This window comes from Paraburkholderia sp. J10-1 (genome assembly GCF_905220165.1).
Taxonomy (GTDB): domain Bacteria; phylum Pseudomonadota; class Gammaproteobacteria; order Burkholderiales; family Burkholderiaceae; genus Paraburkholderia.
Genome location: NZ_CAJMYW010000012.1, coordinates 173,000 through 193,331 on the forward strand (window position 1 = coordinate 173,000; position 20,332 = coordinate 193,331).

A 20,332-nucleotide genomic window follows, 5' to 3' on the forward strand; every position below is an offset into this window, starting at 1 on the left:
TCGTGGCGGGCGACCGCGCTCAGGCCAGTTCGGCGGTGCGCTGCTTTGCGCTGCGCAGCCAGCTGAGGCCTTCGACAGTCGTCGTGCGAGGCTTGTACTCGCAGCCGATGTGACCTTCGTAGCCGAGCGTGTCGAGCAGATCGAACAGGAACGGGTAGTGGATTTCGCCCGTGCCGGGTTCGTTGCGGCCAGGGTTGTCGGCGAGCTGGATGTGGGCGATCTTCGCGAAGTGCTTCTTGATCGTCGCGGCGAGTTCGCCTTCCATGCGCTGCATGTGATAGATGTCGTACTGCAGGAACAGGTTGTCCGAGCCGGTCTTTTCGATCACGTCGAGCGCTTCGGCGGAGCGGTTCAGCGCGAAGCCTGGAATGTCGTACGCGTTGCACGGCTCGACCAGCAGGCGGATGCCTTCGCGCTTCAGTTCGCCAGCGGCAAAGCGAAGGTTATCGACGATCGTGGCAAGCGCCGTCTCGCGATCGACGCCAGCCGTCGGAATGCCGACGAGGCAGTTGAGCTGCGGCACCTTCAGCGCCTTCGCGTACTCGATCGCGCGGCCGACACCTTCCTGGAACTCGCCACGGCGATCGGGCAGGCAGGCAATGCCGCGCTCGCCCGCTTCCCAGTTGCCGGCGGGCAGATTGTGAAGTACGAGCTTCAGCCCGTTGACTTCGAGACGCTCGGCCAGTTCGGTGGCCTTGTACGGATACGGGAACAGGAACTCCACGGCGTCGAAGCCCGCTTGTGCTGCCGCGGCAAAGCGGTCGAGGAAGGGCACTTCGTTGAACAGCATGGTGAGGTTCGCGGCGAATTTTGGCATGGTGCGGGGTCTCGCTGGTCGGTCAATAAAGGAAGTCACGCGGGAAGTCGCGCTGGCAGCGCGCCGATGCCGTGCGCGCTGCCGGTGCTGCAGTGATGCGTGGTCGATGCGCTCAGTCGAGGGCGCTCAGCGCGCTGATGGCAGTCGGCGCGTGCTCGGGCTTTTCGGCCAGTTCTTCGAACTCGTTGATCGCGTCGATTTCTGTGCCCATCGAGATGTTGGTCACACGCTCGAGAATCACTTCGACGACCACCGGCACGCTGTGTTCGGCGGCGAGCGCCTGAGCCTGCTTGAGCGCCGGTGCGATCTCTTCCGGCTTGAACACGCGCAGCGCCTTGCAGCCGAGGCCTTCGGCAACCGTGACGTGATCGACGCCGTAGCCGTTCACCTCAGGCGCGTTGATGTTCTCGAACGCGAGCTGCACGCAGAAGTCCATGTCGAACGCGCGCTGCGCCTGGCGGATCAGGCCGAGATACGAGTTGTTCACGACCACGTGCACGTACGGCAGCTTGAACTGTGCGCCCACGGCCAGCTCTTCGACCATGAACTGGAAGTCGTAGTCGCCCGAGAGCGCCACGATCGGACGCGTCGGATCGGCTGCGCGCACGCCGAGCGCCGCGGGAATCGTCCAGCCGAGCGGGCCCGCCTGGCCGCAGTTGATCCAGTTGCGCGCCTTGTACACGTGCAGGAACTGCGCGCCTGCGATCTGCGACAGGCCGATGGTGCTCACGTAGCAGGTGTCGCGGCCAAACGCCTTGTTCATCTCTTCGTACACGCGTTGCGGCTTGATCGGCGTGTTCTCGAAGTGCGTCTTGCGCAGCATCGTGCGCTTGCGCTGCTGGCAGTCGGCCACCCACGCGCTGCGGTCCTTCAACTTGCCCGCGGCCTTCCATTCCTGTGCGATCTCGACGAAGAGTTCGAGCGCGGCCTTCGCGTCCGACACGATGCCGAGATCCGGGCCGAACACGCGGCCGATCTGCGTCGGCTCGATATCGACGTGCACGAACTTGCGGCCCTTCGTGTAGACCTCGACGCTGCCCGTATGACGGTTCGCCCAGCGGTTGCCGATGCCGAGCACGAAGTCGGAGGCGAGCATCGTGGCATTGCCGTAGCGATGCGAAGTCTGCAGGCCGACCATGCCGGCCATGAGCGGATGGTCGTCGGCAATCGCGCCCCACGACATGAGCGTCGGGATGACGGGCACGCCCACGGTCTCGGCAAACTGAACGAGCAGGTCTTCGGCTGCTGCGTTGAGCACGCCGCCGCCGGAAACGATCAACGGCTTTTCGCTGGCGTTGAGCATTTCGAGTGCGGCTTCGATCTGCTTGCGCGTGGCTTTCGGCTTGTAGACCGGCAGCGGCTCGTAGGTGTCGATGTCGAATTCGATTTCGGCGAGTTGCACGTCGATGGGCAGATCGACCAGCACCGGACCCGGACGGCCCGAGCGCATCAGATGGAACGCCTGCTGGAACACGCGCGGCACGAGCGCCGGCTCGCGCACGGTAACGGCCCACTTGGTGACGGGCTTGGCGATCGACTCGATGTCGACAGCCTGGAAGTCTTCCTTGTAGAGGCGGGCGCGCGGCGCCTGGCCCGTGATCGCAAGGATCGGAATCGAATCGGCCTGGGCCGAGTAGAGGCCCGTGATCATGTCGGTGCCCGCGGGGCCCGAGGTGCCGATGCACACGCCGATGTTGCCGGGCGTGGCCCGCGTATAGCCTTCGGCCATGTGCGAAGCGCCCTCGACGTGGCGCGCCAGCACGTGCGTGATGCCGCCGGCCTTTTTCATCGCCGAATAGAACGGATTGATGGCTGCGCCCGGCACGCCGAAAGCAGTATCGATGCCTTCTTTTTCGAGCACCAGAACAGCGGCGTCGACGGCTCTCATTTTGGCCATGATTGTCTCCTGAATGTCTCGTATGCGAGGAATGGCTAAGCGTTGAGGCCCACTTTAGAGGCGCAGGAAAGGTTTGATAAGATCAGTCCAGGTCGTTTATTCCGAAACAAAAAGTATGGAATGCCGGTGGGGCGCGGCTTCCGCCCGGAAGGAGACACGCAATGGACCGTTTCAAACAGATCGAAACCTTTGTGCGCGTCGCGGACGCGGGCAGCCTCGCCGCCGCGGCGCTTGAGGAAGGCGTTTCGCCGGTGATCCTCGGGCGGCGGATCGACGCGCTGGAAAAGCGCCTGGGCGTGAAGCTCATCTACCGTTCGACGCGGCGGCTGGTGGTAAGCGAGGAGGGCGCGGCTTTTCTCGAGCGCTGTCGCGGCCTGCTCGCCGACTGGGATCAGGCCGAAAACGAGCTGTCCGTCGGGCGCCAGGTGGTGAGCGGCCATCTGATCGTCTCGGCGCCGGCCGCGTTCGGGCGCAAGCACGTTGCGCCGCTCGCGCCCGAGTTTCTCGCCGACAAGCCCGAACTCCAGGTTTCGTTCAATCTCACCGACCGCGTGGTCGATCTGGTACGCGAGGGCTATGACCTGTCGATCCGCATCGGCGGTGCGGTGGATCCGAATTTCGTTGCCGTGAAGCTCGCCTCGAACCGGCGCGTGGTGTGCGGCACGCCCGAATATTTCCGCAAGCACGGGCGCCCGCAAACGCTCGAAGACCTGCCGAACCACAATTGCCTCGCGTTCAACCTGCAGGGCGGCCAGAACCGCGGCTGGTACTTCAGCCGCGGCGGCAAGCTCGTGACCGTGCGCGTGGGCGGCACGCTCGACTGCAACGACGGCGAACTGCTGCACCGCTGGGTGACCGAGAGTCTCGGACTCGGCTGGCGCTCGACCTGGGAGATCGACGCCCAGCTCGCGCGCGGCGAACTCGAAACCGTGCTCGACGAGTACGCGCTGCCGGAGTACGACATCCTCGCGGTGTATCCGCAGCAGCGTTATGTGCCGGCGCGCGTGCGCTATTTCATCGACTACCTTAAGGAGGTCTACGCGCGGCCGGGCTATTGGACCGGCGCGTGACGCGTTTCAAATTTTTTTTCGTTTTCGTGCACAGCGCGCGGGAATAAACTGGCCCGAGCTTTGGTAATGCGTGTATAGCGGCCACGGTCGCGCAAGCAAGCCAAACGAAGACGCGAGGGGACGACGTGGGCGAATCCGCGTACGAGCAGGATGAGGCCGGACGCAGCCGCCGCTTTCAGGCGCTGGCGCTGCCGCATCTCGATGCGGCCTACAACCTCGCGCGCTGGCTTTCGCGCAATCCGGGCGACGCGGAAGATATCGTCCAGGAGGCGTTCCTGCGGGCGTTTCGGTTCTTCGACACGTTTCGCGGCGACGAGGCCCGCCCGTGGCTCCTCGCGATCGTGCGGCGCGTCTGGTACGACGAATGGCGGCGGCGCGCGGGCGCGGAAGAGGTGGCGCCATTCGACGAGTTGCGCGACGACGCGCCGCTCGAAGGCTGGGAAACGGGCGGCGTCGATCCGGAGACGCTCGCGATCCGCGCCGAAGACGCCCGCCACGTGCAGGACGCGCTAAGGCGCCTGCCGGTGGAGTATCGGGAAGTGCTGGTGCTGCGCGAGCTGGAGGAGTTGGGCTACCGCGAAATCGCGGCAATTGCCGACTTGCCGGTTGGCACGGTGATGTCGCGGCTCGCACGCGGCCGAAGGCGTCTGGCGACGCTGCTGGCGGCGTACCACGGCGGCGAGAGCGGTAAAGCTTCGGCCAGCACGGCCGTCGATGAGTCTGCAAGTGATTCGGTCGTCCGCGCCCACGGCTGCGCGGACGACAGAGCAGGTGTCGGGGGAAGCAGTCAAGCCAGGAGACCATCCGGCCGGGGGAGCGGCGGTCGGTTCCGCGAGGAGCCGGCCGCCGACGGCGGAGCGTCGTTGCATTCTCGCTCCCGCACTGACGGCCGAACGACGGAGGCGCCAGATGAACTGTAACGAAGCGCGCCCGCTGGTCGACGCGAGCGTCGATCGCGAACTCTCCGCCGCCGACGAATGGCGTGTGCGCGAGCATCTCGCAGGTTGCGAGCAGTGCCGCCGCGTTGCCGACGATGCTCAGGCCATCTCTCAGATGATTCGCTCGGCGCCCTACCACCGTGCGCCGGCTGGACTGGCTGCGCGCATCGTCGCGGCATTGCCGGCAACCGAAGTGGCGTCTCCAAAGGCAACGCCATCGCCAGCACCCGTGCGCGACTCAGGCGGCTGGCGCGCCTGGCTGCGCAACTGGTGGCCTGGCAGCGGCGCAGCGGCGCAGGGCGGAGGCGGTGGTTGGAGCGCTCCGGCCGCGGGCGCCGGTCCGCGCGCGGCCACGCTTGCGTGGTTCGGCTGCGCCGTGCTGATCCTGTGTGCGCTGGCGGTGATCGGCTCGTTGCATCTGCGCCGCCCGGCCGCGGAGACAGCTTTCATCGACGATCTCGTGTCGAGCCATGTGCGCGCCCAGATCTCGGGCCGCGATATCGACGTGATTTCGACCGACCGTCACACCGTGAAGCCATGGTTCAACGGCCGTATCGACTACGCGCCGCCCGTCTTCGATCTGGCGCAGCAGGGTTTTGCGCTGGCGGGCGGACGCCTCGATTATGTGGGGCGCGAACGTGTTGCCGTGCTCGTCTATCACTATCGCAAGCACGTGATCGACGTCTATGTCTTCCCGCCCGGCGCGAGCGGGCCAGCCGTCTCGGGCGCCGCGCCGAGCGGTTCGAGCGAAGGCTACGCGCTCCTGCGCTGGGAGGCGGCGGGCATGACCTGGTGGGCCGTGACGGACGCCGGCTCGGACGCGCTCGACGGCCTGCGCGCGGCGCTCGACGCCCGTCTCGCGGGCGGCGCGAGCGAGGCGGCCGGCAGCTAGGTTTTCTTCTCGCAAGAACGCGGTGAAGCCTCTTCAAGACGCGCCCCACCGCGCAAGTCATTGAAAACACGCCCGAATCATCGCTCCAGCCTACGATCTGCCTTGCGCGGCCAGCCCATCCGCGCTACAATCTTCGGCTTCTCACTTGCCGCACCGGTTCCGACGCCCGGGTGGCTTATATCCACAAGTCAGCACAAGGAGTGAACATGCGTCATTACGAAATCGTCTTCATCGTGCACCCCGATCAGAGCGAGCAAGTGCCCGCCATGATCGAGCGCTACAAGAGCACGATCACCTCGCACGGTGGCCAGATCCACCGCATCGAAGACTGGGGCCGTCGTCAACTGGCCTACATGATCGAGAAACTCGCGAAGGCTCACTACGTCTGCATGAACATCGAATGCGACCAGACCACGCTCGACGAACTGGAACACGCGTTCAAGTTCAACGACGCTGTTCTGCGTCACCTCATCGTCAAGATGAAGAAGGCCGAAACCGGCCCGTCGCCGATGATGAAGGAAGTGCAGCGCGAAGAAGCCAAGAAGGCGGCTGCCCAGCCGACCGAAGCGCAGGCTTAAGTACACAAGCCATCAGGATTCAAGCTCATTTGCCCGACTTATTTGTTTAAGTTAGCCCCGTGAACAGGCTGCAGCTTACGGCCAGCGTCGTCGAACGCGAACCGGTGCGGTACACCCCCGCCGGCGTTCCGATCGCAAGCGTGACGTTGCAGCATCGCACGGAGGTCGTCGAAGCCGGCATTCCCCGCTTCGTCGAGCTCACGATGCCCGCGGTGGCGGCCGGCAAGGCCTGCGGTCTCGTAGAAAGCTGTGAGATGGGCGTGGAAGCGCTCTTCACCGGTTTTCTGGCGAAAAAGCACCGCAATGCGCGAACCCTGGTGTTTCACATCACCGAAATGCAAGGCACAGGAAAGGACTAATCATGCCCCGCCCGACTGGTAAGAAATTCGACAAGCGTCGTCAGCAACAAAACCCGCTCTTCAAGCGTAAGAAGTTCTGCCGCTTCACGGCTGCAAACGTCGAACAGATCGACTACAAGGACCTCGATACGCTGAAGGACTTCATCGGCGAAAACGGCAAGATCACGCCGGCTCGTCTGACGGGTACGAAGGCCCACTATCAGCGTCAGCTGGACACGGCTATCAAGCGCGCGCGTTTCCTCGCGCTGATGCCGTACACCGACCAGCACAAGGCCTAATAAGACGACGCGATAAGGAGCAATAGAATGCAGATCATTCTTCTGGAAAAAGTCGTCAATCTGGGTAACCTCGGCGACATCGTGAAGGTTAAGGACGGTTACGCACGTAACTTCCTGATCCCGAACAAGAAGGCACGCCGCGCAACGAAGGACGCAATCGCTGAATTCGAAGTTCGCCGCGCTGAACTCGAAAAGGCCGCCGCTGAAAAGCTGGCAGCTGCGCAAGCTGAAGGCGAAAAGCTGAACGGTCTGACCGTTCAGATCGGCCAGAAGGCTGGCGTGGACGGCCGTCTGTTCGGTTCGGTCACGAACGCGGACATCGCCGTTGCACTCACGAAGCAAGGCTTCGCAGTGGAAAAGGCGCAAGTGCGTCTGCCGGAAGGCCCGCTGAAGATGGTGGGCGACCACCCGGTGCAGGTTGCGCTGCACACCGACGTCCTCGTCGACGTCACGGTGTCGGTGCTGGGCGAGCACGCCTAAGTACCCACGTGCGGCCCTTGCGGGCCGCGCGGTTTGACGCAAGATCAGGAAGGGCAGGAGCCGCAGGGCTTCTGCCTTTTTTGTTGTGCGCTGTCTGGACGCTCGTTGCGAGTTTTGACGCTTGTTCGAGGCACCCCCTTGTCCGATAATTGCCCTCCATGAACGCTCCGAAAGATCCCCAACTCGACTCGCTGAAGGTCCCGCCGCATTCGATCGAAGCCGAGCAATCGGTGCTCGGCGGCCTGCTGCTGGATAACGCCGCTTGGGACCGGATTGCCGACTTCCTCTCGCAAAGCGACTTCTACCGCTACGATCACCGCATCATCTTCGAGCACATTGGCCGGCTGATTGCGGCCACGCGCCCGGCCGACGTGGTGACGGTGTACGAAGCGCTCGGCACCTCGGGCAAAGCCGATGACGTGGGCGGCCTCGCGTACCTGAACGCACTCGCGCAGAACACGCCGAGCGCCGCGAACATCCGCCGCTATGCGGAAATCGTGCGAGACCGGGCGGTGTTGCGCCGCCTCGTTTCCGTCGCCGACGAAATTTCCGCCGACGCCTTCAACCCGCAGGGCAAGGAAGTGCGCCAGTTGCTCGACGAGGCCGAATCGAAGGTCTTCTCGATCGCCGAAGACGGCGCGCGCGGCACCCAGGGCTTCCTTGAGATCGGGCCGCTGCTCACGCAGGTCGTGGAGCGTATCGACACGCTCTATCACACGGCCAACCCGAGCGACGTGACGGGTACGCCCACGGGCTTCATGGACCTCGACCGCATGACGTCGGGCATGCACGGCGGCGAGCTGATCATCGTGGCAGGGCGCCCGTCGATGGGTAAGACCGCGTTCTCGATGAACATCGGCGAATACGTGGCCGTGGAGTACGGGCTGCCGGTGGCGGTGTTCTCGATGGAAATGCCGGGCACGCAGCTGATCATGCGTATGCTCGGTTCGGTCGGGCGTCTGGACCAGCACCGGATGCGTACGGGCCGGCTCACTGACGAGGACTGGCCGAAGCTCACGCACGCCGTGCAGAAAATGAGCGAGGCGCAGATCTTCATCGACGAAACGGGCGGCCTGAACCCGATGGAATTGCGCTCGCGCGCGCGGCGTCTGTCGCGCCAGTGCGGCAAGCTCGGACTCATCATCATCGACTACTTGCAGCTGATGAGCGGCTCGTCGTCGGGCGAAAACCGGGCGACCGAAATTTCGGAAATCTCGCGCTCGCTCAAGAGCCTCGCAAAGGAACTGGACGTACCCGTGATCGCGCTGTCGCAGCTGAACCGCGGTCTGGAGCAGCGCCCGAACAAGCGGCCGGTGATGTCGGACCTGCGCGAATCGGGCGCTATCGAACAGGATGCGGACGTGATTCTGTTCATCTATCGCGACGAAGTCTACAACCCCGACAGCCCCGACAAGGGCACCGCCGAAATCATCATCGGCAAGCAGCGTAACGGTCCGATCGGCCCCGTTCGCCTCACGTTCCACGGCCAATACACGAAGTTCGACAATTTTGCCGGGGCGCAGACCTTCTACGGCGAATAACGCTATTCCTTGCGCGGCTTGCGCCAAAGTGGCGCAAATGCCGCGGTGGCGTTAGCCGATCCATGCGGCGGCACTCTCCTGACGATACAATATTGCCGTTTTATGACGGTTGGCTTTGTCGCTTATTTTGCCGCCTAATTTGCCGCTTACTGACGGCAATCCGTGACCAATTTCCGGGATACCAATGTTCGGTCGATTCATGCCCACCGAGGGCAAGTTCTTCGAAATTTTCAACGCGCATGCGAAATGCATCGTTTCCGCGAGCCGCGAACTCGAACTTCTGATCGATAACCTCGCTGACGCCGAGGTCCACAAGCAGAACGTGCAGGCCGCCGAGAAGGCCGCCGACAAGCTCACGCACGAGGCGATCGACCTGCTGCACAAGACCTTCATCACGCCGCTCGACCGCGACGAGATCCATAAGCTGATCACGACGATGGACGATTGCCTCGACCTCATGGAGGACGTCGCCACGGCCATTTCGCTCTACGACGTACAAGCCGTGACGGCCGAGGCGAGCCAGCTGGCGCATGTGGTGACGGCCACGGCCGAGCGCGTGCAACTGGCGGTGGGGCTCCTCTCCGACATGAAGCAGGCGCGCGAAATCCTCAAGGCCTGCGAGGACATCGATCGCCTCGAATCCGACGCCGACCGCCTGCTGCGCTCCGCCATCTCGAAGCTGTTCCGCGAGGAAGACAACGTCAAGACGCTGATCAAGCTGAAGGCCATCTACGAATTGCTCGAAGCGATCACGGACAAGTGCGAGGATGTCGCGAACATCATCGAAGGCATCGTGCTAGAGAACGCCTGAGCGGACTGCGATGCAATCGATACAACTCGCCCTCTGGGCGGTCGCGACACTGGTCGCCATCGCTCTCATCTTCGACTTCATGAACGGTTTTCACGATGCGGCGAATTCCATCGCCACGGTCGTGTCCACCGGCGTTCTGAAGCCGCAGCAGGCGGTGGCGTTTGCCGCCATGTTCAACGTGATCGCCTATTTCGTGTTCCACCTGAAGGTGGCGCAGACGGTCGGCAAAGGCACGATCGACCCCGATATCGTCGATCACTACGTGGTGTTCGGCGCGCTGATGGGCGCGATCGGCTGGAACGTGCTCACGTGGTACTACGGCATTCCGTCGAGTTCCTCGCACGCGCTGATCGGCGGTCTCGTGGGCGCGGCGCTCGCGAAGTCGGGCTGGGCCTCGCTCAATTTCGACGGCCTCATGAAGACGGTGGCGTTCATCTTCATCTCGCCGCTGCTCGGTTTCATCCTGGGATCGTTCTTCATGCTCACGGTGTCGTGGCTGTACTTCCGCACACCGCCAAGCAAGGTCGACCGGCGCTTCAGGCGGTTGCAACTCGTTTCCGCTGGCCTTTATAGCCTCGGCCACGGCGGCAACGACGCGCAGAAGACCATCGGCATCATCTGGATGCTGCTGATCGCAACGGGCTACTCGGCAATCGGCTCCGACGCGCCGCCCATCTGGGTGATTGGCGGCTGCTATCTGTCGATGGGTCTCGGCACGCTGTTCGGCGGCTGGCGCATCGTGCGCACGATGGGCCAGAAGATCACCAAGCTCAAGCCGGTGGGTGGCTTCTGCGCGGAGGCGGGCGGGGCGCTTACGCTCTTCACGGCTTCGTGGATGGGCATTCCCGTTTCGACCACGCACACGATCACGGGCGCGATTGTCGGCGTTGGCGCGACGCAGAAGCTCAGCGCGGTGCGCTGGGGCGTGGCGGGCAACATCGTCTGGGCCTGGGTGCTGACCATACCGGCCTCGGCCACGCTGGCCGCGGCTGCCTGGTGGCTCGGTCACCGCTTCATGTAAAACCTGCGGCGCCTTCGGGCGCCGCAGTGCTTTTAGGGCCTTGGCCGGCGCGCTGGCGGGCGCTTCAGATCAGCGGCGTGCTGGCCCCATCCATCGGAATGAGCGCGCCCGTGACATAGCTCGCGCGCCGGCTCGCGAGGAAAAGCGCGACATCGGCGATTTCCTCCGGCTTCGCATAGCGCCCGAGCGGCACCTTCGCTTCGCCGCTCGCCAACGCCTCGTCGGCGCCGACGCCCGTCCGTTGAGCCTCCAGCTGAACGGCCTCCTGCAACCGTTCCGTGAGCGTGGCGCCCGGGTTGATGGCGTTGATGCGGATGCCGTAGCGCGCGTGATAGTGCGCGAGGCCCACGGTGGCGAGCATCAATGCTGCGTTGGCCGCGCCTCCCGCAATATGGATATCGCTCGCGAACTTCCCGCCCATGCCGATGATATTGACGATGGCGCCGGGCTCCGCGCTCTCGCCCGACTTGATCCGCTGCACCATGCGGCGCAGCACTTCCTGCTGCGGATAGATGTAGGGGAAATATTTCGCCTCCATCGTCGCCCTGAACGCGTCCGCATCGAGTGTTTCCGGGTCGTAGCGGCGTGCCGCGCCCGCGCTGTTGATGAGAATATCGATGGGGCCGACCGCCGTGGAGACTTCTTCGACCACGTCCGCGGCGCTATGCGCTTCGTGCAGGTCGGCGCGGGTGAGGTGCACGTGCAGGCCCTCGCTTGCCAATTGTTCGCGCGCGCGCGCGAGATTGGCGGGTTCGCGCGAGACGATCGCCACGCGGGCGCCTTCCTGCGCAAAGGCGCGCGCGCAGGCAAGGCCAATGCCCTTGCTGCCGCCCGTCACGAGTACCACCTTCTTGCTGAGTCCAAGATCCATCGTCGCCTCGCTGCGCGAAAGTATGAAAAACGGTCCCGAAACGATAGCAGAGGCGCGGGGCGCCGCAAACCGCTGGAAGCATGAGTCGCCGTCCGGCCAGGGGCAAGGTGCCCGTCAGCGCCGGGGCGTGGCAGCCTCAGTCGCCGCTGTTGGCAAAGCGCGCGATGGGATCGTCGCTGGACTGGGTTGGGGCGGGCGAGACTGAACCGGCTGTCGAGGCGCGCATGATCTGCACGCTGCCGGCGGACGGAGTCGCCGCCTGGATCGGCGTCGAGCCCACCTGGCCGGCCTGGCGCGCCGCCGCGTTGGCGGTGGGCGGCGGGGGCTCGAAGGCGTCGGCGGCGGCGTCGATGGCATCGCGCGGTGCGCCGCTGGCGTAGCCAGACGAAGTTGCGGGAGCAAGCGCGGCGGCGTCGCGTGCCTGCGTTTGCGCTGCGCCGAGCGAAGCGGGTGGCGGCTCGAACGCATCGGCGGAGGCGGTCGTCGCTGTCGAGGCCGTCGGTGCCGTTGCCTGAGTTGCCACATAGGCCGAAGCCGGCGCAGCGACAATGCGATTCTGGCTCGCAGCGACCGCACGCGGCGCGGGCTGTGCACCCGCGGCAGGCGCGACGCTCGCCATGGCGGCGGCTGGTGGTGCGACGTTCACGCCGGGCGAACGTTCAGTCGGCGCAGAGGCTTCCCACGTCGGGGTCTCGAAAGGCGTGCGCCGCGCCGGCGCCATGCGGCGGATCCCGTCGAAGCGTTTCGCCCAGTAGGGGTTGGTCAGATAGTCGAGCCGCACTGTGCCGCCCGTCGAAGGCGCATTCACGAAGCGCAGATTGCCCACGTAGATCCCGACGTGCGAATGCGGTCGTCCTGTCGTATTGAAGAAGACGAGATCGCCGGCTGCGATCTCATCGGGTTCGATGGTTTCGCCGCGCGTGCTCATTTCCGCGGTGGTGCGCGGCAAGTCGACCGAGGCCGAGCGGGCCAGCACGTATTTCACGAGACCGCTGCAATCGAAGCCGCTATCGGGCGTATTGCCGCCCCAGCGATACGGAATGCCGACGAGCCCCATCGCCTGGATCGAGATTTCCTCGCGGCCCACGCTGTGATCGACGAAATTGGGAAAGCCCGGTGGCCGGGTTCGCAACGTGTTTTCGCTGGAAGACGAACCGCTGCGCGATACCTTTTGCGGCGCGCTGGAGCACGCGGCAAGCAGAACGGAGATCAGAAGCGGAAGCCAGAGTCGGCGCATGAAGCGAATATGGCGCGCGCGACGCGTGCGCCATCGGGAAAACGGATCATGGGCGGATGGTAGCCCGCCCGTCAGGGCTTTCGCAAGGATTCTTCACAGCTTACTTGAAGTTCGGGCGCCAACTGTTGCGCCTGGGGGACGCGTGGCCAATAAAAAAGGACCGTATCCGGTTCCCCGGATACGGTCCTTGCCCAATGCGTGGGAGCCCCTGAAAAGCGGCGCCCAGCGAATGGATTACAGGATATCGGACGCGTAATCGGCAAGCCGCGAGCGTTCGCCGCGGGCGAGCGTCACGTGGCCGCTGTGGGCCCAGCCCTTGAAGCGGTCCACCACGTAGGTGAGGCCCGAACTCCCTTCGGTGAGATAAGGCGTATCGATCTGCGCGATGTTGCCGAGACACACGATCTTCGTGCCCGGACCCGCACGCGTGACGAGCGTCTTCATCTGCTTGGGCGTGAGGTTCTGCGCCTCGTCGATGATCAGATACTTGTCGACGAACGTGCGGCCGCGCATGAAGTTCATGCTCTTCACTTTCAGGCGCGAGCGGATCAGTTCCTGAGTCGCAGCGCGCCCCCATTCGCCGGCGGCGTCATCAGTTTTCTGGAGGACTTCGAGGTTGTCGTCGAAGGCGCCCATCCACGGCTGCATTTTTTCCTCTTCCGTGCCCGGCAGGAAGCCGATGTCCTCGCCAACCGGCACCGTCGCGCGCGTGACGATGATCTCGTTGTAGCGCTTTTCGTCGAGCACTTGCGCCAGGCCCGCCGCAAGCGCGACGAGCGTCTTGCCCGTGCCGGCCTGGCCGAGCAGCGTGACGAAGTCGATCTCCGGGTTCATCAGCAGGTTCAGCGCGAAGTTCTGCTCGCGGTTGCGCGCCGTGATGCCCCACACGTTGTTCTTGTGGTGGCCGTAGTCGCGCAGCGTTTGCAGGAGCGCCGTCTTGCCGTTGAGCTCGCGCACGATCGCGTGGAACGCCGGTTCGCCGTTCTGCGGCTCGAGGTACACGAACTCGTTCACCAGCATCGACAGGCACTCGGGGCCCGTCACGCGGTAGTACGTCGTGCCGGTCTTGGTGTCCTGCCAGGACTCCATGCCCTTCGCGTGCTTCGACCAGAAGTCCTGCTGGAGCGCGCGCACGCCCGAGTAGAGCAGGTCCTTGTCTTCGAGAACCTGGTCGTTGAAGTAGTCTTCCGCGGGCAGCCCGAGCGCATGCGCCTTGATACGCATGTTGATGTCTTTCGACACCAGCACGACGAGCCGGTCCGGCCGGTCGCGCTGCAGCGCGCGCACCACGCCGAGAATCTGGTTGTCGGCCTTGCCTTGAGGCAGGCCGTCGACCGGATCGATATGCGTGAGCGTGGTCTGGAAGTACAGGCGTCCGAGCGCCTCGCGGCTGCCGAGGCGGCCAAGCGAAATGCCTTCGGAAATCGGGCCCGCGTTGGCAACCAGCTGGTCGAGCGTGCGGCTCACCTGGCGAGCGTTGCGCGCGACTTCCGACATGCCCTTCTTGTGGTTGTCGAGTTCTTCCAACGTCATCATCGGCAGATAGACGTCGTGCTCCTCGAAACGGAACAAGCAGGTCGGGTCGTGCATGAGCACGTTCGTGTCGAGCACGAAGAGCTTCTGGACTTCGGTGCTCTCTTCGGGATGCACGCGTTTTTTCGTGCCGGCGCGCGTGGCAGGCGCAGCGGCGCCGCCGGAGGCTTTCGCCGACGCGGGTTTGCCGCCGCGCCCAACGGGCGTGTCGGCTCCGGTGCGTGCCTCGACAGGCTGCAGCAGCGCGGCCGTCACTTGCTTGCTGTTGTTGCGCTTGCTGCGCGCGGGCGCCGGTGCGACCGGTTCGAGCGCGGCGAGTTCGGCGCTGCCGCTCGGAAGCGGCACCGTGCGCAGCGTGGTCGCTGCGTTGGCGGCCTGCGTCATCGGCTCGGCGACGCTCGCGGGGCCGTATTCGGCAACGTCGGCCGCGTCGTTCTCGCTCGCGGCCTTGCGTGTGCTGCGCGTCGTGCGGGCACGCGTCTTGTATTCATCCGGCGGCAGCAGGTTGCCGAGCTTGCTGGGGGGAGTAGGCAAAGGCATGGTGTCCCTCGAAAAATTCGGGTCGAGTGGTCGCGGGGTTACCCAGTAAGGCGCGCTTTCGGGCGGTGCGTGCGGGTGCCGGGTAGGCGCCCGCCGTTACTGCGCAAGGTGCGCGCTCAGGTCAGAAAATGCCGGTTCGCCTGGTTTTCGATCAGCTCCTTGACGTTTGCGCGCACCGGGTCGCAAAGCCGGCGCGAACGGGGAGAAAAGCGGGAGGGAACAGCGTGGAACAAACAAAAAAGCCGCTGCCCCGGATGACGAGGCAAGCGGCTTCACTTCGGTGTTGTCCCGTTGCCTCGGATGCGCATTTCCGGTCATTGCATGACCGGCTGCGAAACCGCCGCAACGCGACGTAAAAAGGGTTGGACAGGCACTCATTGCAGCCCAATATAACGCTCCTCAAAGCGCTTGTACAGCCTCCAGAACTTCCTCGACATGGCCCGGAACCTTGATGCCGCGCCACTCCTGGCGCAGCACGCCGGCAGCGTCGATCAGGAAGGTCGAGCGTTCGATACCTCGTACCTGTTTGCCATACATTTTCTTCAATTTGATGACGTCGAAGAGCGTGCACAGCGCTTCGTCGGCATCCGATACCAAGGTAAACGGCAATTCGAGCTTGGCCTTGAAGTTATCGTGCGAGCGCACGCTGTCGCGCGACACGCCCACGATCTGCGCGCCGGCCTTCTTGAACTTCGGAGAGAGGTCGCGGAATTGCAGGCCCTCGGTCGTGCAGCCCGGCGTGTTGTCTTTCGGATAGAAGTAGAGCACCACCTTGCTGCCCTTCAGGCTCGAAAGCGTGAAGTCGCCGCCGGTGGCGGGGGCGGTAAAGTCGGGAACGGGGTGGTCGACTGCGATGGTCACGTCAGGCACGTGGCTCTCCCTTTGTTATTGGCTGGCGTTGCCGCAGCGCTTTGAATCTGGAGGCTGCAGCGCCGTTTCGCCGGGACGGCGTGCCGCCCGCGGCGGGGGGCGTTGCGCGGGCGCGGGTCCGGGCAGGCACCCCGCGGCGCGCGGGCGGCGGATTCAGTCGGGCTGAACGATCAGCTGGCCGGAGCGGCCGGCGATCTCGCCCCAGGTGACAGGGTACGATGGCAGCGAATCCGGGTCCAGCGTCGCATGGTAATCGCCCATCGTGGCAAACGTGTGGCCTTGCGCGCGCCAGCCCGAGAGCAGCTGCTCGAAGATAGGGGCGAGCTTCTGGCCTTCGAGTTCGGCGTGCAGCGTGAAGACCTGGTCGTGCGGGTTGTTTTCGGTGCGCTTGAGCATCCACGCGGCGACCGTGTCGGTATCGACGCCATCGACGCCGAGCACCTCGTCGAGCGTGGGCAGCGTGGTGGGCATTTGCACGTGGTTCAACGTGCGGCCCGCCACCACCGGACGGTAGGGCGAGTGGCCACGCCCGTCGGAGGCGTACTTCATGCCCCACGTGTCGATCTGCTCGAAGGCCGCCTCGTTCATCTGCCAGCCCGCTGCACCGTGCGTGACGGGCGGCGTGCCGAAGATGCGCGTGAAGCGGTCGTGGCTCTTCTGCATCTGGCGCGCGGTCCATTGCGCGTCACGCGTGCGCACGTTGTCCTGCCAGTACACGTGATCCCACGTATGGATGCCGCACTCGAAGCCGGCTTCGTGAATCGCGCGCATTTCAGCCGCGGCTTCCACGCCGATGTCGGGGCCCGGCAGCAGCACGCCGTACATCAGCTGCTTCACGCCGTAGTGCTCGACCACCGACGTGCGCGAGACCTTCTTCAGAAAGCCCGGCCGCAACACGCGGCGCAGCGCCCAGCCCGTGTGATCCGGGCCGAGGCTGAACAGGAACGTGGCGCGCGCCTTGTAGCGATCGAAGATGCGCGCGAGGTTCGGCACGCCTTCGCGCGTGCCGCGCAGCGTGTCGACGTCGATTTTCAGAACGATGCGAGCCAAGAGGCGAGGACCTTTATCTAACGCTTAGTGTTGCTCGACGAGCGCGCGCGCTTCGGCCACATGGCCGCGGTACGCTTCGAAGATCTTGCGCAGCGCTTCGTCGAAGGTCGACTTCGGCGCCCAGCCGAGTTCCTGCTTCGTGTTGTCGATCTTCGGCACGCGGTTCTGCACGTCCTGGTAGCCCGCGCCGTAGTAGGCGCCCGACGACGTTTCGACGAGCTGCACCTTCTTCGCCGTTTCCGCGTACTCCGGGAATTCAGCGGCGAGCGCGAGCATCTTGTGTGCGAGTTCGCGCACCGAGAAGTTGTTGGTCGGGTTGCCGATGTTGTAGATCTTGCCCGTGGCAATGCCGTCCTTGTTCTCGATGATCTTCATCAGCGCTTCGATGCCGTCGTCGATGTCGGTGAACGCACGCTTTTGCGCGCCGCCATCCACGAGGCTGATGTTCTCGCCGCGCACGATGTGGCCGAGGAACTGCGTGACGACGCGCGACGAACCTTCCTTCGGCGTGTAGATCGAGTCGAGGCCCGGGCCGATCCAGTTGAACGGACGGAACAGCGTGAAGTTCAGGCCTTCCATGCCGTAGCCCCAGATCACGCGGTCCATGAGCTGCTTGGAGCACGCGTAGATCCAGCGCGGCTTGTTGATCGGGCCGTAGGTCAGCGCCGAGGCGTCCGGATCGAACTGCTCGTCCGAACACATGCCGTAGACCTCGGAGGTCGACGGGAAAACGAGGTGCTTGCGGTACTTCACGGCCGAACGCACGATCGGCAGGTTCGCTTCGAAGTCGAGTTCGAACACGCGCAGCGGCTGCTGCACGTAGGTAGCGGGCGTGGCGATGGCGACGAGCGGCAGGATCACGTCGCACTTCTTGACGTGGTACTCGACCCACTCCTTGTTGATCGTGATGTCGCCTTCGAAGAAGTGCATCCGCTCATGCTTGACGAGGTCGCCGAGGCGATCTGTCTGCATGTCCATGCCGAACACTTCCCAGTTCGTGGATTCGAGGATGCGCTTGGAGAGGTGGTGGCCGATAAAGCCGTTCACACCCAGGATCAGGACTTTTTTGGTCATGGACGGGGGACAGATGAAATGAGTTCGGAGAACGCGGCGGGGCTGATAACGGTTTCTTGACCGTTATGCGCATGCCGCAGTTCGTGGATCGCGATGGCGCGTGCGTCGCCGCAGACGGCGAAAAGCGCATTATCGCTTACGTGGATGCCCACGGGCAATCCGGCGAGGGGGCGGACCCTTTCGGCTTCTTGCGAGCCGGGGCGCACGAGGCGCGCGCGGGCAATGACAAAACGCTCGTTGCCGATGTCGGTGAACGCGCCGGGATAGGGCGGCGCGACGGCGCGAATGAGGTTGTACACCTGCTGCGCGCTTTGGCCGAAGTCGACGCGGCCGTCTTCCGGCTTGCGCCCACCGTAGTAGCTGCCCTTGGTAAGGTCGTTCGGCAGATGCGGCGCCTCGCCCGCAATCAGCGCGGGCAGCACGCGCCAGAGCGTCTGCTCGGCGGCGACCGTGACCTTGTCGAAGACCTGCGCGGCGGTGTCGTCGGGGAGGATCGGCACCGGGGTTTGCGCGACGATCGCACCCGCGTCGGGTTTCGCGGCCATTTCGTGCAGCGTCGCGCCCGTTTCGGTTTCGCCGTTGAGTACGGCCCAGTTCGTGGGCACGCGGCCACGGTACTTCGGCAGGAGCGAGCCGTGCATGTTGTACGCGCCGCGCCCGGCGAGCGCGAGCAGGTCCACGGGCAGCATGTGCCGGTAGTAGAACGAGAAGATGAAGTCCGGCCGCGCCGCGGAAACGGCCGCGCGCAGCTCGGCGCTCTTCGGGTCGGCGGGCGTGACGACCTCGATGCCATGCTCCTGCGCCACCGACTTCACGCTGCCGAACCAGATGTTCTCGGTCGGGCTGTCTTCATGCGTGACGACGAGCGCAACGTCGACGCCGCCCGCGAGCAGCACCTGCAGGCAGCGCACCCCCACGTTGTGATACGCGAAGACAACGGCACGCGGTTTCATTGGCCGGCTCCTTCGTTGGCCGGGTTCGTGGCCGCATTGGCGGGTTGCACCGTCGGCGCCGGTTGCGCGAACGCGGCGGCCTGCACGAAATCCTGGCGCGGCGTATCGGCAACGGCGCGGCCATTGCGTTCCTCGAGGATCGTCTGGATCAGGTAACGCGGACGCGCGCGCACCTGTTGGTAGATGCGGCCGATGTACTCGCCGAGCAGACCGAGCGCGAAGATGATCACGCCGAGCAGGAAGAACGTGATGGCGAACAGCGTGAACACGCCTTGCACTTCCGCCCCGATGATGAAGCGGCGAATCAGCAGCAGCACGAAGAGCCCGGCCGAGCCGAGCGAGAGGATCACGCCGATGAACGACAGCCACTGCAGCGGCACGACGGAAAAGCCCGTCACGAGGTCGAAATTCAGGCGAATGAGGCTATAGAGCGAGTACTTCGATTCGCCGGCGAAGCGCTCCTCGTGCGCGACCTCGACCTCGACGGGGTTCTGCGAGAACGTGTAGGCGAGCGCCGGAATGAAGGTGTTGATTTCGCCGCAGCGGTTGATCGTGTCGATGATGCGGCGGTTGTACGCGCGCAGCATGCAGCCCTGGTCGGTCATCTTGATGCGCGTGATGCGCTCGCGCAGACGGTTCATCGCCTGCGAAGCCTTGCGCCGCCAGAGGCTGTCCTGACGCTGCTTGCGGATGGTGCCGACGTAGTCGTAGCCCTCGCGCATCTTCTCGACGAGCTTGCCGATTTCCTCGGGCGGATTTTGCAGGTCGGCGTCGAGCGTGATGACGATTTCGCCGCGCGCCTGCTCGAAGCCCGCGAGAATCGCCATGTGCTGGCCGTAATTGCCGTTGAGCAGGATCGCGCGCGTGGTGTCGGGCCGCGCGCGGAACTGCTCGGCGAGCATCGCGGCCGAGCGGTCGCGGCTGCCGTCGTTGATGAAGATCACTTCGTACGAGGTGCCGAGCTTGTCGAGCGCCGGATACAGGCGCGCGAACAGCGCGGGAAGGCCAGCTTCCTCGTTGTAGACCGGAATGATGACCGAGACTTCCGGCGTGTCCGGGGTCAGGGTGCCTTGTTCCGTTTGACTCATGTGTGCGTCGATTCCGTTATTGGATGCTTCGGTTTACTGCGTGCGCGGATCACGGCGCAAATACTGCGCCGAGTTCCGCGTTTCCCCTGTGTCTTGCCTGCTGAGTATGCCTGTGGACTTCGACTTCTGATTCTGCAAACTACTTTGCAAACTTCGCGCTAATCTCGTTCACCGCCTGGCACACGCGGGCCACGTCGGTCTCGGTCATCTGCGTGAAGAGCGGCAGCGTGACCGTGCTCGCGCCGAAGCGCTCCGCGTGCGGGAACATGCCCGCCTTGAAACCGCGCTCGCGGTAGAGCGTGAAGAGGTGGATGGCCGGGTAATGCACGCCCGAGCCGATGCCGCGCGCTTTCAGCTCACCCATGAAGCCCGCGCGGTCGATCGCGAGCTTTTCGAGCGGCAGCGTGATCTGGAACATGTGCCAGTTGCTGTTA

General features: G+C 64.5%; 21 protein-coding genes. 10 read left to right on the forward strand and 11 right to left on the reverse strand.

All coding sequences use genetic code 11. The annotated features are described in order from the left end of the window. Positions 1-19: 19 nt before the first annotated feature. Together hyi and gcl are read right to left on the reverse strand one after the other, a co-directional pair. Positions 20-817 (reverse strand): hydroxypyruvate isomerase, encoded by a 798-nt coding sequence (hyi, locus tag U5A65_RS30250; RefSeq protein WP_321948736.1) that lies wholly within the window; start codon positions 815-817, stop codon positions 20-22. Between the two features lie 112 nt (positions 818-929). Beyond that, the gene (gene gcl / locus U5A65_RS30255; RefSeq protein WP_321914302.1) at positions 930-2,714 is read right to left on the reverse strand and encodes a glyoxylate carboligase; all 1,785 of its coding nucleotides are present in this window, start codon (positions 2,712-2,714) and stop codon (positions 930-932) included. A gap of 161 nt (positions 2,715-2,875) precedes the next feature. Here gcl and U5A65_RS30260 point away from each other — a divergent pair, with 161 nt between their 5' ends. The 10 genes from U5A65_RS30260 to U5A65_RS30305 all read left to right on the forward strand — a co-directional run bounded on the left by U5A65_RS30260 (position 2,876) and on the right by U5A65_RS30305 (position 10,682). Then, positions 2,876-3,784 carry a substrate binding domain-containing protein gene (locus U5A65_RS30260; RefSeq protein WP_321914303.1) on the forward strand — a complete coding sequence of 303 codons (909 nt, stop codon included), beginning with the start codon at positions 2,876-2,878 and terminating at the stop codon, positions 3,782-3,784. A gap of 125 nt (positions 3,785-3,909) precedes the next feature. After that, complete coding sequence (locus tag U5A65_RS30265) at positions 3,910-4,704, forward strand: RNA polymerase sigma factor (RefSeq protein WP_321914304.1); 795 nt, start codon at positions 3,910-3,912, stop codon at positions 4,702-4,704. Further along, positions 4,694-5,614, forward strand: a complete 921-nt coding sequence (locus U5A65_RS30270; protein ID WP_321914305.1) for an anti-sigma factor family protein — start codon at positions 4,694-4,696, stop codon at positions 5,612-5,614. Before U5A65_RS30265 ends, U5A65_RS30270 begins: the two co-directional genes overlap by 11 nt. Positions 5,615-5,820: 206 nt before the next feature. Continuing rightward, positions 5,821-6,192: a 30S ribosomal protein S6 gene (rpsF, locus tag U5A65_RS30275; protein WP_027818337.1), complete on the forward strand. Its 372-nt coding sequence runs from the start codon at positions 5,821-5,823 to the stop codon at positions 6,190-6,192. Positions 6,193-6,251: 59 nt separating this feature from the next. Beyond that, a complete protein-coding gene (gene priB, locus U5A65_RS30280) occupies positions 6,252-6,551 on the forward strand; it encodes a primosomal replication protein N (RefSeq protein WP_028204898.1) in 300 nt (99 codons plus the stop codon). Between the two features lie 2 nt (positions 6,552-6,553). Beyond that, entirely contained in the window at positions 6,554-6,829 is a 276-nt protein-coding gene (gene rpsR / locus U5A65_RS30285; RefSeq protein WP_027797225.1) for a 30S ribosomal protein S18, read from the forward strand. 27 nt (positions 6,830-6,856) lie between these two features. Then, positions 6,857-7,309 (forward strand): 50S ribosomal protein L9, encoded by a 453-nt coding sequence (gene rplI / locus U5A65_RS30290; protein ID WP_321914306.1) that lies wholly within the window; start codon positions 6,857-6,859, stop codon positions 7,307-7,309. Positions 7,310-7,467: 158 nt separating this feature from the next. After that, the gene (locus U5A65_RS30295; RefSeq protein ID WP_158757915.1) at positions 7,468-8,850 is read left to right on the forward strand and encodes a replicative DNA helicase; all 1,383 of its coding nucleotides are present in this window, start codon (positions 7,468-7,470) and stop codon (positions 8,848-8,850) included. 184 nt (positions 8,851-9,034) lie between these two features. After that, entirely contained in the window at positions 9,035-9,661 is a 627-nt protein-coding gene (locus tag U5A65_RS30300; protein ID WP_158757914.1) for a DUF47 domain-containing protein, read from the forward strand. A gap of 10 nt (positions 9,662-9,671) precedes the next feature. Beyond that, positions 9,672-10,682 carry an inorganic phosphate transporter gene (locus tag U5A65_RS30305; RefSeq protein ID WP_321914308.1) on the forward strand — a complete coding sequence of 337 codons (1,011 nt, stop codon included), beginning with the start codon at positions 9,672-9,674 and terminating at the stop codon, positions 10,680-10,682. A gap of 64 nt (positions 10,683-10,746) precedes the next feature. Here U5A65_RS30305 and U5A65_RS30310 read toward each other — a convergent pair whose 3' ends face one another. The 9 genes from U5A65_RS30310 to U5A65_RS30350 all read right to left on the reverse strand — a co-directional run. Beyond that, positions 10,747-11,553: an SDR family oxidoreductase gene (locus U5A65_RS30310; protein WP_321948737.1), complete on the reverse strand. Its 807-nt coding sequence runs from the start codon at positions 11,551-11,553 to the stop codon at positions 10,747-10,749. Between the two features lie 136 nt (positions 11,554-11,689). Beyond that, entirely contained in the window at positions 11,690-12,790 is a 1,101-nt protein-coding gene (locus tag U5A65_RS30315; protein WP_321948738.1) for a C40 family peptidase, read from the reverse strand. 234 nt (positions 12,791-13,024) lie between these two features. Further along, a complete protein-coding gene (locus U5A65_RS30320; protein ID WP_321936716.1) occupies positions 13,025-14,863 on the reverse strand; it encodes a PhoH family protein in 1,839 nt (612 codons plus the stop codon). Positions 14,864-15,262: 399 nt separating this feature from the next. Next, positions 15,263-15,724 (reverse strand): peroxiredoxin, encoded by a 462-nt coding sequence (locus tag U5A65_RS30325; RefSeq protein ID WP_233883785.1) that lies wholly within the window; start codon positions 15,722-15,724, stop codon positions 15,263-15,265. A gap of 162 nt (positions 15,725-15,886) precedes the next feature. After that, positions 15,887-16,783 (reverse strand): polysaccharide deacetylase family protein, encoded by an 897-nt coding sequence (locus U5A65_RS30330; protein ID WP_321936715.1) that lies wholly within the window; start codon positions 16,781-16,783, stop codon positions 15,887-15,889. Between the two features lie 24 nt (positions 16,784-16,807). Next, a complete protein-coding gene (locus U5A65_RS30335; RefSeq protein WP_321948739.1) occupies positions 16,808-17,857 on the reverse strand; it encodes a bifunctional UDP-4-keto-pentose/UDP-xylose synthase in 1,050 nt (349 codons plus the stop codon). Next, the gene (locus U5A65_RS30340; protein ID WP_321914313.1) at positions 17,854-18,810 is read right to left on the reverse strand and encodes a formyltransferase; all 957 of its coding nucleotides are present in this window, start codon (positions 18,808-18,810) and stop codon (positions 17,854-17,856) included. The genes U5A65_RS30335 and U5A65_RS30340 overlap by 4 nt, the downstream gene beginning before the upstream one ends. After that, entirely contained in the window at positions 18,807-19,898 is a 1,092-nt protein-coding gene (locus U5A65_RS30345) for a glycosyltransferase (RefSeq protein ID WP_321936714.1), read from the reverse strand. Before U5A65_RS30345 ends, U5A65_RS30340 begins: the two co-directional genes overlap by 4 nt. Before the next feature lie 139 nt (positions 19,899-20,037). Next, positions 20,038-20,332 (reverse strand): DegT/DnrJ/EryC1/StrS family aminotransferase (locus U5A65_RS30350; RefSeq protein WP_321948740.1); only part of this gene is annotated, 295 nt, incomplete at its 5' end.